At 67.9% G+C, this 14,959-nt stretch carries 13 protein-coding genes and 1 pseudogene; 7 read left to right on the top strand and 7 right to left on the bottom strand.

Annotation, left to right across the window (positions count from 1 at the left end; all coding sequences use genetic code 11):
- Positions 1–77 precede the first annotated feature (77 nt).
- Positions 78–1,538: an N-acetylmuramoyl-L-alanine amidase gene (locus ACWD26_RS40865; RefSeq protein WP_451278337.1), complete on the bottom strand. Its 1,461-nt coding sequence runs from the start codon at positions 1,536–1,538 to the stop codon at positions 78–80.
- Positions 1,539–1,659: 121 nt separating this feature from the next.
- Here ACWD26_RS40865 and ACWD26_RS40860 point away from each other — a divergent pair, with 121 nt between their 5' ends.
- From ACWD26_RS40860 to ACWD26_RS40845, 4 genes are all read left to right on the top strand, one after another.
- Positions 1,660–2,415 carry a TIGR03089 family protein gene (locus tag ACWD26_RS40860; protein ID WP_451278301.1) on the top strand — a complete coding sequence of 252 codons (756 nt, stop codon included), beginning with the start codon at positions 1,660–1,662 and terminating at the stop codon, positions 2,413–2,415.
- A 210-nt stretch (positions 2,416–2,625) separates the two neighbouring features.
- Entirely contained in the window at positions 2,626–3,822 is a 1,197-nt protein-coding gene (locus tag ACWD26_RS40855) for an LCP family protein (protein ID WP_451278299.1), read from the top strand.
- 268 nt (positions 3,823–4,090) lie between these two features.
- The gene (locus ACWD26_RS40850) at positions 4,091–5,830 is read left to right on the top strand and encodes an LCP family protein (RefSeq protein ID WP_451278297.1); all 1,740 of its coding nucleotides are present in this window, start codon (positions 4,091–4,093) and stop codon (positions 5,828–5,830) included.
- Between the two features lie 258 nt (positions 5,831–6,088).
- Entirely contained in the window at positions 6,089–7,747 is a 1,659-nt protein-coding gene (locus ACWD26_RS40845; protein ID WP_451278295.1) for an LCP family protein, read from the top strand.
- A gap of 64 nt (positions 7,748–7,811) precedes the next feature.
- Here the strand turns inward: ACWD26_RS40845 and ACWD26_RS40840 are convergent, their stop codons facing one another.
- On the bottom strand, positions 7,812–8,840 hold the full coding sequence (locus ACWD26_RS40840; RefSeq protein WP_451278293.1) for a glycosyltransferase family 2 protein: 1,029 nt from the start codon (positions 8,838–8,840) through the stop codon (positions 7,812–7,814).
- Positions 8,841–8,974: 134 nt separating this feature from the next.
- Between ACWD26_RS40840 and ACWD26_RS40835 the strand changes: the two genes are divergently transcribed.
- A complete protein-coding gene (locus ACWD26_RS40835) occupies positions 8,975–10,414 on the top strand; it encodes an LCP family protein (protein WP_451278291.1) in 1,440 nt (479 codons plus the stop codon).
- Between the two features lie 212 nt (positions 10,415–10,626).
- Positions 10,627–11,913, top strand: coding sequence for an LCP family protein (locus ACWD26_RS40830; RefSeq protein WP_451278289.1), 1,287 nt, complete (start codon positions 10,627–10,629; stop codon positions 11,911–11,913).
- A 61-nt stretch (positions 11,914–11,974) separates the two neighbouring features.
- On the opposite strand, the gene ACWD26_RS40825 is transcribed toward ACWD26_RS40830, so the two are convergent.
- The 3 genes from ACWD26_RS40825 to ACWD26_RS40815 all read right to left on the bottom strand — a co-directional run bounded on the left by ACWD26_RS40825 (position 11,975) and on the right by ACWD26_RS40815 (position 13,180).
- On the bottom strand, positions 11,975–12,340 hold the full coding sequence (locus ACWD26_RS40825; RefSeq protein ID WP_451278287.1) for a four-helix bundle copper-binding protein: 366 nt from the start codon (positions 12,338–12,340) through the stop codon (positions 11,975–11,977).
- 180 nt (positions 12,341–12,520) lie between these two features.
- Complete coding sequence (locus tag ACWD26_RS40820; protein ID WP_451278285.1) at positions 12,521–12,709, bottom strand: hypothetical protein; 189 nt, start codon at positions 12,707–12,709, stop codon at positions 12,521–12,523.
- Between the two features lie 60 nt (positions 12,710–12,769).
- The gene (locus ACWD26_RS40815) at positions 12,770–13,180 is read right to left on the bottom strand and encodes a hypothetical protein (RefSeq protein WP_451278283.1); all 411 of its coding nucleotides are present in this window, start codon (positions 13,178–13,180) and stop codon (positions 12,770–12,772) included.
- A gap of 285 nt (positions 13,181–13,465) precedes the next feature.
- On the opposite strand from ACWD26_RS40815, the gene ACWD26_RS40810 reads away from it, so the two are divergent.
- Positions 13,466–13,939 carry a tyrosine-type recombinase/integrase gene (locus ACWD26_RS40810; protein ID WP_451278281.1) on the top strand — a complete coding sequence of 158 codons (474 nt, stop codon included), beginning with the start codon at positions 13,466–13,468 and terminating at the stop codon, positions 13,937–13,939.
- Between the two features lie 121 nt (positions 13,940–14,060).
- Here the strand turns inward: ACWD26_RS40810 and ACWD26_RS40805 are convergent, their stop codons facing one another.
- Both ACWD26_RS40805 and ACWD26_RS40800 read right to left on the bottom strand, forming a co-directional pair.
- Positions 14,061–14,387: a phage terminase small subunit gene (locus ACWD26_RS40805; protein ID WP_451278279.1), complete on the bottom strand. Its 327-nt coding sequence runs from the start codon at positions 14,385–14,387 to the stop codon at positions 14,061–14,063.
- Positions 14,388–14,499: 112 nt separating this feature from the next.
- Positions 14,500–14,959 (bottom strand): annotated as a pseudogene (locus ACWD26_RS40800) (hypothetical protein); the annotation flags it as partial.

The raw sequence follows: 14,959 nt of genomic DNA, 5'->3' as shown, positions 1-14,959 counted from the left end.
GGCGGTGGCCTCCGGCCGGTCACGGTTCCTGGCCGGTGTGCTCGCACCCCGGTTCCCCCCATCACCCTGTCGCCGCGCTATCGGCCTTGATAGCCGGCGGCCGCCGTACGCGTCGCGCCGAGCTTTCCGTAAAGGCGCCCCCCCGGGCAGTCGGTCGCGAACCCGTCCCGGTGGCCGGAGATCACGTGCAGTCGTACCTTCTTACCTTTTGGGTAAAGATTGCCACCACCTGAAGTGAGGTATGTCTTGCCCTTCGGGTTCGCCCCGTAAAGACCGAGTTTCCAGGCGGTTAGTTGCGCGATCGCCTTGACCGACACGGCCGGTGGCTTGGTGGTGCCGTAGCTGCCGATGACCGCGATGCCCATGGTGTTCGTGTTGAAACCGAGGGTGTGGGCACCCATGACGGCCTTCGCGACACCACCCGCGCGGCCTTCGTAGATGTTTCCGCACTTGTCGACGAGGAAGTTGTAGCCGATGTCGCGCCAGCCGCTGCTCACCACGTGGTAGCGGTAGATACTGCGGATGACGGAAGGCGCCTGCGCGCACTTGTAGTTGTTGCCCGAGGCCGTGTGGTGCACGAAGGCCGCGTCGACCCGGTTGGTGTAGCGGAAGTCGCGCTCGCGCAGCTTCTCGTCGGCGCCCCAGCCGGCCCGCGTGACGATTCGCGGACGGGGCCCGATGTACGGCTTCAGTCCGGGCGCCACGTTGGCCAGCCGCTCCTCCGTCTCCTTGCGTGACAGCGCCGGGATGGTGGTGGCGCCGAGCGGCGCGAGGTCGGCGTTGACAGCGGAGGAGGCGGCCGACTCGACGGTCAGCGTGCTCAGCCTCGGGGTGTCCACGGGGGTGCCGACGGGCGGGGGCTCGACCGCCTGTACGGCACCCGTCAGGGACGCCGGTCCCGCCGCGCCCTCCGGGACGCCGGAGCCGGGGTCGACCAGCTCCAGACGTAGACCGTCCGGGAGCAACTGGACGCCCGGAGCGGCCGTACGGCCCCGGGTCTCGGCGCGTACGCGTACCTCGACGCCGTCCGAGTCGCCGACCCAGAGCGGGGCGGTGGAACCGCGCACCCGACCCGAGGAACGCTCGGCGGTGTCCGGGTCGGCCGCGTGCTCGTGGTTGTGCGTCTCGACGTCCTGCCAGCCGGACCAGCGGTCGGTGCCCTTCGCGCGCGTACGCACCTGGACGCGGCCGTGAAGTTCGGTGTCCGGGTCGTCCCAGACGACGCCGACCAGCGAGAACGACCGCACGTCCCGCTTCTCCAGCCCCTGTTCGGCGGCGGCCGGGCCGAGGCCGCGGTCCGCTCCCCGGGGAACGAGGGGCAACGACTGGGTACTGCCGGACACGGGCGCGAGTGCGAGCGGGGTGGTGGGGGCCGGCGCCCGCACCGGGGTCTGGGCCGCCACGGTGGACGGGTCCGCCGGGGTCGCCGCGGTCGCCGTCGCGGGGAGGGCCGCCGGAAGGGCGAGTGCCGCCGCGCAGGTGACGCCGATCGAGGAGGCAAGGAATCGAAATCTACGCATGTGTCTGATCCTGAACATAGTCATACATATCTGTCCATCCAGGAATTGACGGGCCGTCTGCCGCACTCCGCCGAACCGGTGGCCCCTCCGCGCGGCCCGGAGGCCGTGCCGCGTCCCGGTCCCGCGTACGCTTACGCGGGTGAACGCCACCGACCGCACCCCTGCCGACCTGCTGCGATCCGCGCTCGCCGCGGATCCCGCGCGCCCCCTGGTGACCTTCTACGACGACGCCACGGGCGAGCGGGTCGAATTGTCCGTGGCCACCTTCGCCAATTGGGTGGCCAAGACCGCGAACCTCCTTCAGGGCGAGTTGTCGGCGGAGCCGGGGGACCGGGTCGCGCTGCTGCTGCCGGCGCACTGGCAGACGGCGGTGTGGCTGCTGGCGTGTTCGTCGGTGGGGGTGGTCGCCGATGTCGGCGGGGACGCGGGGGCGGCCGACATCGTGGTGAGCGGGCCGGATGCGCTGGAGGAGGCCCGGGCGTGTTCCGGGGAGCGGGTCGCTCTCGCGTTGCGGCCGCTCGGGGGGCGGTTCCCGCAGACCCCTCCGGGATTCGCCGACTACGCCGTCGAGGTGCCGTCGCAGGGGGACCGGTTCGTGGCGTACGCGCCGGTGGACCCCGAGGAGGCGGCGCTGATCGTGGCCGGACGGGAGTTCAGCGGGGCGGAGGTCGTCGAGCGGGCTCGCGCGGAGGCGGGCGGGCTCGGGCTGACGGGGCCGGGGTCCCGGTTGTTGTCGGGGTTGCCGTACGACACGTGGGAGGGGTTGGCCGCGGGGCTGTACGGGCCGCTCGCCACCGGGGGGTCCGTGGTGTTGTGCCGGCACCTTGAGCGGTTGGGTGAGGATGCGCTGGCGAAGCGGATCGAGAGTGAACGGGTGACGGCTACCGCGCGGTGACGCCGTAGGGGCGCCGTTGTCGGGCGGCCGCGGGTCGTGTGGGGTTGCTCGCGCGGTTCCCCGCGCCCCTTTCCGGGCGCGGCTGACGCCCGCCCCGTGAGACAGGCGCCCCATCCCCCGTTCGGCCTAGCCCCAGCCGCCCCCACCCCCCTCTCGCGCCATCGTCGTAAGAGCAACGAGTCTGTCGTGTGCCGTGAGGGGTGGACGGAAGTGGACGACGTCGGAGGGAAGGCGGGTGGGCCGGGGCCCGGTGCGGGCGGTTCGCCCACCGGGCTGGGGCCCCTACGCCGACGTCGGCGGCGGTGGGTGCGGTGGGTGGGGGGCGGGGCCGTGCTGATGGTGGTCGGGGCCCTGGGGGTGGGGTGGGCCGCGTACCAGAAGCTGGACGGGAACATCACGTCGGACCGGACGGCGGCGGACGAGCTGGCGCGGTTCGACAAGGAGCGGCCGACGGCGCTGGTGCGGGACGCGCAGAACATCCTCGTGATCGGGTCGGACTCACGGTCGGGGGACGGCAACGCCGAGTACGGGCGGGATTCGGGGACCGAGCGGTCGGACACGACGATCCTGTTGCATCTGGCGGCGAATCGGCGGAGCGCGACCGCGGTGTCGCTGCCGAGGGATCTGATGGTGGATGTGCCGAGCTGCCGGCGACCGGACGGCAGTCGGACCGAGCCGGTGTTCACGATGTTCAACTACGCCTTCCAGAACGGGGGTTCCGCCTGCACCATTCGGACCGTCGAGCGGATGACCGATATTCGGATCGACCATCACGTCGTCGTGGACTTCAGGGGATTCAAGGAGATGGTCGACGCCGTCGACGGCGTCGAGGTGTGTCTCGCCGCGCCCATTCGCGACAAACAGGCCAAGCTGCGACTGCCCGCGGGAAAGGTGAAGCTCGACGGCGAGCAGGCGCTGGGCTATGTGCGGGCCCGTAAGTCGTTGGGGGACGGCAGTGACACCGAGCGGATGGACCGGCAGCAGCGGTTCCTCGCGGCGCTGGCCGCGAAGGTGCGCAGCAATGGCGTACTGCTGAATCCGGTGAAGCTGTATCCCGTGCTGGACGCGGCCACGTCGTCCCTCACCACGGACCCGGGGCTGGCGAGTCTGCGCGGGCTCTACGACCTTGCACGTGGCATGCGCACGATTCCCATAGAAAAGGTGCAATTCCTGACCGTTCCCCGGAAGTCGTATGCGTACGACGCCAACCGCGATGAGCTCGTGGAACCGGCGGCGCGGACGCTTTTCGCCCGGCTGCGTTCCGACGTACCGGTGGCGGTGGCACGGGAACTGCCCGAAGGCATGGGGGAAGGGCATACGGAAGAGCTTTCGGGAGGACTCTCCGACGCACCGGATCCGATGCCGACTTTCCGCGGCAGCACGGCCGCGGAGGAGACCTGCGACTGACCACCAAGAAGTCCCGTGGGTGACCGCGGAGGGGGTCCGCAGGTAAAGCGCACGTCAACACAAGGAACAAATGGTCTAGGAAATGGGCAGATTGCCCAGTTGTAGGGACGTGCAATTTGTCACCGCCGTCGCTTGACGCCTGATCGGGCGGCTAGTGTGAGCGATCCGGTGCGTCGGGCCTTCTCGCTCACGCACCACTTGCATCGAGACCCGAGCGTCTTTTGAGGGGGAAGGCGCCGCGTGGCCCCGACGGAGGAATCAGACAACCGTGGACGCGCAAGGCCGTGGGCGGGCGGACGACATCGACCCCGCAGACCAGTGGGTACTCAACCCGAGCACCGGTGAATACGAACTGCGACTGACTCCTTCCGCACCGCAGTCGGGGGGTGTGCCGAGGCCGCGCAGGCCCGGGGCGGGAGCCAGGTCGGCCGGCTCGTCCGCGCGTACGGCGACGGCGGCTCCGGAGACCCGCGAGATCCCCGACACGCTGCCGGGCCCCCGGCGTCGGCGCGGCATGCCCGAGGAGGACCCGCTGCCGGGCCGCCGGGGCAGCCGGGGCAGGACGAAGCCCAAGAAATCCGTGGGCAAGCGGATAGCGGTGTGGACGGGCGGCTCGCTGGCCTTCCTGCTGGTCGGGGTGAGCGCCGCGGGCTACCTGTACTACCAGCACCTCAACAACAACATCCAGAAGATCTCGGACGACGGCGCGAGCACCGGCGGCTTCAGCAAGGACCGGGCGATCAACCTGCTGGTGATCGGCACGGACAAGCGGACCGGCGCGGGCAACGAGAGTTACGGCGACAAGGAGAGCGTCGGCCACGCCGACACCACGATCCTGCTGCACGTCTCCAAGGACCGCACGAACGCGACCGCGATGAGCATCCCGCGCGACATGATCGTGGACATCCCGGACTGCCTCACCACACAAGAGGACGGCTCCAAGAAGAACATCCGGGGCACCTCCAACGTCCGGTTCAACACGAGCCTCGGCCAGGACGGCCGTACGCCGAGTTGCACGGTGCGCACCGTGGAGGAGCTGACCGGCATCAAGTCGGACCACTTCATGGTCGCCGACTTCAACGCGGTGAAGACGCTCTCCACGGCCATCGGCGGCGTCGAGGTCTGTCTGGCGAAGGACATCAAGGACTCCAAGTCCAAGCTGGACCTCAGCGCCGGCAAGCACACCATCGAGGGCGAGGAGGCGCTGGCGTTCCTGCGCACCCGCTACAGCGTGGGCCTCGGCAGCGACCTGAGCCGGATCGAGCTGCAGCAGCAGTTCCTCAGCTCGATGATCCGCCAGATGAAGTCCAAGGACACGCTGACCGATCCGACGAAGGTGGTGGACCTCGCGGAGGCCGCGACCAGCGCGCTGTCCGTCGACTCCAAGATCTCCGACATCAAGAAGCTGGCCTCGCTCGGCAAGGAGGTCGGCAAGGTCAAGACGAAGAACATCACCTTCACCACCGTGCCGGTCGTCGACAACACCGACGGCGCGACCGTGCTGCCCACACCGGGCAAGGCCGAGCAGCTCTTCGAGACCATCAAGAACGACGTCTCGCTCAGCGAGGTGAAGAAGAAGGCCAAGGAGAAGGAGGCCGCGAAGCTCAAGGGCACGCGCGCCGACGCATCCGAGGTCCGGGTCAACATCTACAACGGCGGCGCCGAGGCCGGCAGCGCACAGGCCACTCTCAGCTGGATGCAGAACGATGTCGGCGTGACCAAGTCGAGTCAGCTCGGCAACGCCGACAAGACGCTTGCGAAGACGACCCTCGCGTACGACCCCGACCAGGCCGACCAGGCGCGCAAGCTGGCCGACCTCATGGGTCTGTCCGCGTCCGCACTGAAGCCCTCCGAGGGCGGCAGCGAGACCAACTCCCAGGGGCTGCCCGCGATGGTGCTGACGCTGGGCGAGGACTTCAAGGGCGCCGGAGTGTCACTGAGCGCGCCGTCCGCGGCCGATCTGGACGTCCAGAAGAACACCGCGGACAAGGAAAAGTGCGCCAGTTGATGACCTGACGGGGTCGTCGCGCGTCTATCAGGGCGCGAGCGAGGGTGAGGACGGGCGGGCGCGAGGACGCGCCCGGCCGGTGGGTTCTGAATGTCGTCGTCGGCGGCCGGTGCCGCCGTACCGACCCGTGTCCGCATGTCATCCGGTCGGAACGCATGGCGCGTTCAACAGAACATGCGTACATCCGAGTTGGGGTCTCGACAGTCCAACAGGAGGCGGGGACGGCCCCGCCACAGCAGGGTGGGGAGGGGCAGGGAGATGGTACGGAGCGACGTGCGCGGGGACGGGGGGCCGCGCGTCGAGGAATCCGGCGAGCGGGACGGGGACCAGGAACCGCAGGACGACTCGTCCGGCTCGGACGGCGACGCGGACGTCAGAGTCCCGGAGCAGCGCGGACGAGGCGGCGGTGACCGGGGGCGGTTGAACACCCCCAGGAGGCCACGGCGCAGACGGGTGCTGCGCTGGTCGGCGACGGTCCTGGCGGTCGTGATACTCGGCACCTCGGGTGCCGGTTATCTCTACTACCAGCACCTCAACGACAACATCAAGAAGGAGAAGCTGAACCTCGGCGACACGAAGATCGCCGAGCCGACCCCGAACGCGGCCGGTCAGACCCCGCTGAACATCCTGCTCATCGGCTCGGACGCGCGGGACACCGAGGAGAACCAGAAACTCGGCGGCGCCAAGGACACCTTCGACGGGCCGCCGCTCGCCGACGTCCAGATGCTGCTGCACCTGTCCGCCGACCGCACCAACATGTCGGTCGTCAGCATGCCCCGCGACACGCTGCTCGACATTCCCAAGTGCACCGACCCGGACAGCGGCGAGGTGTACCAGGCGTCCACCTCGGCGATGACCAACGACTCGCTGCGTCGCGGCGGCCCCGGCTGCACGGTCGCCACCTGGCAGGAGCTGACCGGGATACGGATCGACCACTTCATGATGGTCGACTTCGCCGGTGTGGTGTCGATGGCCGACGCGATCGGCGGTGTGCCGGTGTGCGTGACCGACAACATCTACTCGCACACCAGCACGGGCAAGGGCTCGGGGCTGAAGCTGGAGAAGGGCACCACGTACATCAAGGGCAAGCAGGCCCTGCAGTGGCTGCGCACCCGCTACGGCTTCGAGGACGGCAGCGACATCGCGCGGGCCAAGGCGCAGCACCAGTACATGAACGCGATGGTCCGCGAGCTGCGTGAGAACGCCACGATCACCAACCCGAACAAGCTGCGCAACCTCGCCGAGGAGGCCACCAAGGCGCTCACCGTCGACGAGGGCCTCGGCACGGTGACCGAGCTGTACGACCTGAGCACGGAGCTGCGCAAGGTCGAGCCTGCGCGGATCACGATGACGACGATGCCGTACACGTACGTCGGCGCGCGGGTGGTACCCAAGGAGGGCGACGCGGAGAAGCTGTTCCGGCTGGTCCGCGAGGACATCGCGCTGGACGGCAAGGACAAGAAGAAGACCACCACCGAGGACGCCGGCTCCGACGACCCGGCGGCGGCGAAGGACGAGATCGGGGTGCTGGTGCAGAACGGCACCATGACCTCCACCCTCGCCCCGGTCGCCGGCCGCGCGCACACGGTGTCCCGGCTGCTCGTCGAGAAGGGCTTCGCCAAGGCCTCGTCCGACGCGACCACCGCGGTCGTCGAGGACAAGACGGTCGTGCGCTACCCGAGCGCCGAGCTGGAGGGCGACGCCCAGGCCGTCGCCAAGGCGCTCGGCATCCCGCTGGGCCAGGTGGAGAAGTCCACGAACGTCAGCGGGGTCACGCTCCTCGTCGGCGCCGACTGGCGCGAGGGCAAGACGTACGAGGCCGAGAAGGAAGACGACACGACTCCCGAGTCGGCGGACGCCCTCAACGGCGCGAACAAGAAGGCCTGTATGGAGGTCGACCCGGCATTCACCTGGTGACCGTCCCGTACGCCTCGGGCCCCTCTCGCGATCGAGAGGGGCCCGAGGCGTACGGCTTTCGCGCTCAGCTCTCCGTCAGGACCGCCGGGCGGCGGGACGCGATGACCTTCCTCGCCAGCGACCTGGGGCTGGTGAGGAAGCCGAAGCCCCAGGACATGTGCATGGTGGCGAGGGCGACGGGGATCTGGAGGCGGGCCTTGAGCGGCAGCCCCTTGCCCGCCGGGATCGAGCCCGCGACGATCGCCGCGAGATAGCCGCCGGGGATGACGTAACCGAGCGGGGTCAGCAGGCCGCCCACCAGGACGCCGACCACGATCGCGACGACGGCGGTCGGCGGGGCGAGGTAGCGCAGGTTGATGGACCCGGAGTGGTAGCGGGCCACGACATGGCGCCAACGCCCGTAGTCCTTGTACTGCTTGGCGAGCGCCTTGACCGAAGGCCTCGGCCGGTACGACACCTTCAGCTCCGGCGAGAACCAGATCAGCCCGCCGGCCTCCCTGATCCGGAAGTTCAGCTCCCAGTCCTGGGCACGGATGAACTCCACGTTGTAGCCGTCCTGCCGCTCCAGCGCCTCGCGCCGGAAGACGCCGAGGTAGACCGTCTCGGCCGGTCCGGCCTGTCCGCCCGTGTGGAAGGCGGCGTTGCCGACGCCGATCTTCGAGGTCATGGCGGCGGCGACCGCGTGCTCCCAGTCGTTCTCGCCCTCGGCGTGCATGATGCCGCCGACGTTCTGCGCGCCGGTCTCCTCCAGGAGCCGTACGGCGGTGGCGATGTAGTTCGGCGAGAGCATGCCGTGCCCGTCGACGCGGACCACGATGGGATGACGGGACGCCTTGATCGCGGCGTTGAGGGCGGCGGGGGTGCGGCCGGTCGGGTTCGGGACGGTGTGAACGCGCGGGTCTTCCGCCACGAGCTCGGCCGCGATCTCGTCCGTGCGGTCCGTGGACGGACCGAGGGCGATCACGACCTCCATCTCGCCGGCGTACTCCTGCGCGAGGATCGCTTGGACGGCTCCACGCAGATGCCGCTCCTCGTTGAGGACGGGCATGATCACAGACACGGCGGGGAGCTGCACGTCGGGCTTGGCGTTCATAGGAGGCTCACGTTACCGCGAACGGGCGACACGATCGCGCGCCGCCCGGCCGCGGGGACGGGGCACGGATCACCTGGCCCTACGGTGCTCACGGATCCCTGACTTCCCTGACCGGTCTCGCGGAGGTGTCCCCCGTGTCCACACCGCCCCGCCGCCCAGCCCGAGCGCAGCAGCCCCGGCCTCCCGTGCCTCCCCGGCGGCGGAGCTGGGCCATGCGGGCGGTGACGACCCTCTCGGTGGTGGTGCTGGCCGCCGCGGGCATCGGGCACGCGGTGGTGACCCGCCTGGAGGGCGAGATCGCCCGGGTCGACGCCTTCCGGGACATGAAGAACCGCCCCGAGGCGGGCCACGGCATGAACGTCCTGCTGGTCGGCACCGACGGACGCGACCGGATCACCGCGGAGGAGCGGCGGAAGTACCGCCTGGGTGGCGCCCCCTGCCACTGCACGGACACGATGATGATCGTGCACCTCTCGGAGGACCGGGAGCGCGCGAGCATCGTGAGCCTGCCGCGCGACTCGTACGCCGAGACGCCCGAGCACATCGACCGCGCCACCGGGAAGACCCTCCGGTCCCATCCGATCAAGCTGAACGCGGCCTACGCAGAGGGCGGCCCGCAGCTGACCGTGCGGACGGTCGAGCACATGACCAAGGTGAAGATCGACCACTACGTCGAGGTCGACTTCACCAGCTTCATGCGCACCGTCGACGTCCTGGGCGGCGTCGAGATCTGCACGGCACGCCCCCTCAAGGACCCCTACACCGGCCTCGACCTCCCCGCCGGAACCCATGAACTGGACGGCGGCCAGGCCCTGCAGTACGTCCGCTCGCGCCACACCGACGGCTCCTCCGACCTCGGCCGTATGAAGCGCCAGCAACGCTTCATGGCGTCCCTGATGTCCCAGGCCACCTCCTCCGGTGTCCTCCTCAATCCCATGAAGTTCCGCGACGTCACACAGGCCGTCCTCGGTTCCGTCCGCGCCGACAAGGAGTTCGGCACCGGCGAGCTGATCGACCTCGGCCGCGCGATGCGCAACCTCAGCCCCGCCTCCTCGGAGTTCACCACCGTGCCCATCGCCCGCATGGCGTACGCGGTGAAGGGCGTCGGCTCGACCCTCAAGTGGGACGAGACCAAGTCCGGCCGGCTGTTCGAGGCGCTGCGCGACGACCGCCCCCTCGCCCCGTACAAGTCCCGCGTCAAGTACGCCCCGGTCGAGGTCGCCCCCCGGGAGATCCGCGTCCAGGTGGAGAACGGCACGACCGTCCCCGGCCTCGCCAAGGAGGTGGACCGCCAACTGGCCGCCACCGGCTTCCGCACGACGAAGACACCGGTCAACTCCCGGCAGAACGACGTCCACCGCACCGTCGTCGTCTACGACCCCCGCTGGGACCGCTCCGCCAAGTCCCTCGGCGCCGCCCTCCCCGGCGCCGAACTCCGCCCCGTCCGCGCCCAGGGCCCCACCCTCAAGGTGATCACCGGCACGGACTTCAAGAAGGTCCGCAAGGTCAGGGCCGAGGACCCCGAGCAGAGCGAGTCGGACGTGGTGACGGGCGACGAGGTCTCCTGCTCCTGAAGCCCCCGGATCACGGCGGATTCCAGGGGCGCGAGGAACTGCCCGACGAGCCGCATCGGGGCCCGCACCCGCCCACGAACAGCTCCTCCCCGAGCTCTTAGGCGCCCGGACCCAGCAAATCCGTGCAATTTGTGTCAGCTTCGCAACAGCCCTGCCTTTGTTTTTCATCGACCCTTGTAAACGACACAGCCCTACCCGGCACACTGGGGCGCATGAACGATTGGCCCGAGGGATGGTCCGGCAACAACCGCGGTGGCGGCTACGGACACGGCAGCGCGAGCGCACAGCCCGACGGGGCGCGTGTGATGCGCCAGGTCCGTCGCGGCCCGTCGGCACCCCCTCAGGGTGGTGTGCCCCAGCAGCCGTCGTACGGCGACGCCTACGGTGACGGCTACGGCAACGGACCCGACCAGTACGGCGGCGGGTACAACAGCGACTACAACACCGGCCAGGTGTACGGCTCCGGCGGCGCGGGGGGCCCCGGTGGCCACGGCGGCCGGGGTGAGCGCCCCGCGCCGGACTGGCGCCGTCGTATCAAGGTGACAGCGATCACTGTCACCGTCGTGCTGCTGGCGACGACCATCGGCACGTACTTCTGGGCCGACTCCAAGCTGAACCGCGAGGTCGACCTGTCGAAGGTCATCGAGCGGCCCGAGGCGGGCGAGGGCACCAACTACCTGATCGTCGGCTCCGACAGCCGTGAGGGCCTGTCCGACGACCAGAAGAAGGAGCTCCACACCGGATCCGCCGACGGCAAGCGCACGGACTCGATGATGATCCTGCACACCGGCTCCGGCGGGCCGACGCTGATCTCACTCCCCCGTGACTCGAACGTCGAGATACCCACCTTCGTCGGCTCCGAGTCCGGCAAGACCTTCCCCGGCACCGGCCGTCAGGTGAAGCTGAACGCGGCGTACGCGGAGGACGGCCCCGAACTGCTGGTCCGCACCGTCGAGGCCAACACCGGCCTGCACATCGACCACTACGTCGAGATCGGCTTCGCGGGCTTCGCGAACATCGTCGACGCGGTCGGCGGGGTGGAGATCGAGATCCCCAAGGGCGGCATGAAGGACACCAAGTCCGGTGCCGACTTCGAGGCGGGCAAGCAGACCCTCAACGGCGAGCAGGCCCTCGCCTTCGTCCGGACCCGCTACGCCCTCGCGGGCAGCGACCTGGACCGCACGAAGAACCAGCAGAAATTCCTCGCGGCCCTCGCCAACCAGACGGCGACGCCGAGCACGGTGCTGAACCCGTTCAAGCTGTACCCGACGATGAGCGCGGGCCTGGACACCCTGATCGTCGACAAGGACATGAGCCTGTACGACCTGGCCGACATGTTCTGGGCGATGAAGGGTGTGACCGGCGGCGACGGCAAGTCGATGAACATACCGATCTCGGGCAACTCTGCCAACGGCAACCTCCAGTGGGACACCGCGAAGGTGAAGCAGCTGGTGGAGCAGTTGAAGAACGACGACACGGTGACGGTGTCGAGCAACTGATCCGGACGACGTGACGGAGGGGCATCCCGCGACCGGGGTGCCCCTCCGGCGTACCCGGGTTTCAGGCGGTCGCGCCCGCCATCGTCCGGCACGTCTCGGAGCAGCGGCGACACGCCTCGGCACAGCGCATCATCTGCTGATCGTCCGGCATGGACATACACGCCTCGGCGCACATGTCACAGGCGCGGGCGCACATCGCGCACATCTCGGCGGACAGCGGCGAGCGGCGCATCATCATGTCCGCGCACATACGGGTCATCTCGGCGCAGTCCATCAGCGCGCGCATGATCTGCATGCGGTCCTGGCCGCCGGCCTGCATGCAGGAGCTCATGGTCTCCTCGCACACGCTGTGGCAGGTCATGCAGGCGTCGACGCAGTCCTGCATCTCCCTGCTCATCGCGGTCATGTTCCCGGCCTGCTGCGTCATGGCTCCTCCTGGGGGTGGTGGGAGTACGGGGATCCGGGACCGGACCCCGCGCACTTCCGTCCTACGCCTCCCCGCCCGGGTCCGCCATCGGGCGGACGCAAACAATCCGCACCATTCACCCCAGATGCGAACGACCCCCGACAGAACTTGGGTTCCAAGGGAAGGGGTGGCGTCACGGACTCACGGCGTCGGGAGCCATCCCCACCGGTCGTCGACGACCGGGGAGGCGACCGCGACGGCGCGGACCCGGTCGCGCAGAACACCCGCGTCCCACGCGGCCTTGGCCAGGAAGCCCTGCAACCGGTCGGGGTTGGGGTGGCCGGCCGCCTCGGCGAGCTGCCACAGGCTCTTGCGCGGCACCTCGCTCAACAGCCCCCGCAGATCCTCCCATCTGGGCCACCGGCGGCCGTGCGGTCAGTCCCGGTACTGTCAGTCTTCGACGTGGACCCAGGGGGCCCCATTGCAGTCACTCTCGGACACCTTGAAGTAGATCTCAGCTTTGCCGTTGTCACCGTCAGTGAAGTTATCGACATAGACCCTCGCAACTGTGCCGTCGTACGGGTACCCGGTGCTTATCAGTTCGTCAGCATTGCCGGCATCGTACTCATAGATGCGAACGGTCGTCCGGTCACCAGAATTCGTGACCCTATAGAAGGAATATCTGATATAGCCGCCACCAGAGGAAAACGTCGTGGTGTGACAACCATTACCATCCGCGTCCGGATAGAAATTACTGTTACCAAGGGACTGCCATCCGGCCTCCGCAGATGCCGGCACTGTCGAAAGAGCAGATATTGCGAGCACTCCCAGCGCCGCGACCAGCCCACTTCGAAAATTCACAGAAAGACCTCCAGTTTTCCACTCAAAAGGAACCCGCCGACATCACAAGCACAGCCCGGACAGCCTACAGCGTATCGAACGCGAATAATACAACAAACACACAATACCAAAAAGGTTAATTACACCCCAAAGCACTCGGAAATCAGATAAATATCTGAAAATCATCACATTTATTGACTTTGAAGGGTCCTTAAAGTTGAGCGGTGTGGCGTCGGCGCGCTCTGAACGGTCTGTGATGGGTGGGGTGGTTGCCGGCCCCTGGATACAGGACACCCGTGGTCCTGGGTGATCATTGATCAGTGGCTCTTGTGGATGGAGATTGCAGAGGACGGATACACCACGTCAGAGAAGAACAGTGCGATTCAGCGTCGACACATCAAGGCTCGTGATGAAGGCGAGCCAGGGCGCACCGTCCCCCTCCCACCGAACGTCGCCTTCGAGCTACGGCGGCACATCGAGAATCACGGCGTATGGGGGCCGGAGCCGTTTCTTTTCCCCGACGTGACGCGAAGTGGCTACCTCTATGCGTCGTACTTCTACCCGAAGATCTGGATGGAAGCTCTGAGTAAGGGACAGGTGAAGTACTGCAGGGCGCACTCACTCCGGCACTACTACGGGTCGCGACTGCTGTACGCCGGAGTCCCCGAGAACGACGTGGCCGACTGGATGACCCACAGCAGTACGGATGTGCTCAGGGAGCACTGCCACTACATCTTCGAAGGCGCCGACGACCCCGCAGGGGCGTCAGAGGTCGCCTGATCGGCGTACGACAACAGCCCCCGGCGGCGCGCCGAGGGCTGTGTTGTTTGCACAAGTCAGCGGCTGTTTTCAGCTCACCTGCGGCCCCGGCCTTGGCCGCTCGCCTGCTCATTCGTCCCCCTCAAAGGTCCATCCCATGCTTCATGCCGTCCGCAGTCAGGCCAAGGGATGTGGCCAACTGTCGGTACTCGGTGAGGTGGTCGCGGGTGGCTGCGCCGTCGAGGATCTTGCCGTAGTAGGTCAGCATGACTGCCACAGTCGGAACGTAAGACTCGTCCCAGCGTGCGGCTTGCGGGCTGTTCCACCATTGCTGCCACTGCTCGCGCTCGGCTTCCGTCCATTCCCTCACCCTCGGCATGTCCGGAACGGGGAGGCCGTGATCGTTCGGCAGTACATCCAGCCCTTTGTATCGGGAGTGAGGCGAGTTCGGGTTACGCATCTTCGACATGGTCCTCCAAGAAACGGTCAGTGACGGCCGGCCCGGCAGTTGGATCGACGCAGAGTAAAAGGAAACGGGCCCCCGCCGGGTAGGAAGGGGCCCGAACAACCAAGTCCAGCGGTCAGGCTGTGGCCCACGTGACAGCAGCCTTGATGATTCCCTTGGTCGGCTTGGACTCATCAAAGGTGCTGTCAGCCTTCTTGGTGTCCAGCTCGGGGTATCGCACGATCTTGCCGCCGTACAGGTGCAGGGTGTCCACGTAGTCAGCCCGGTACTTCTCCGACTGCCCCTCACGGAAGCCCGTGAACTGGCTTGCGTAAGTAGCGAACTCCGAGTGACCGGCCACGATGTCAACACCAGCGGGCATGGCCGTAGTGGTCAGGATCGTGAACCCAGCGAGGCGAGCAACGACGCCGTTGGCAGTCACGCCCCCTTCGCCGTACGCGGCAGCGTTGGCCACCGAGGGGTGCTCGATGAGGTGCCGCTTAATACTCCAGCTGTAGATCGTGATCTTCATTGTTTCGTGCCATCGATTCCTTGAGCGGCTAAGGTCCGGATGCAACGCGACGAAGGGGAGCACC

Source organism: Streptomyces sp. NPDC002787, from assembly GCF_053592095.1.
The sequence above is the reverse complement of the archived record's forward strand: the minus strand, read 5'-3'. Positions and strand labels throughout refer to the sequence as shown.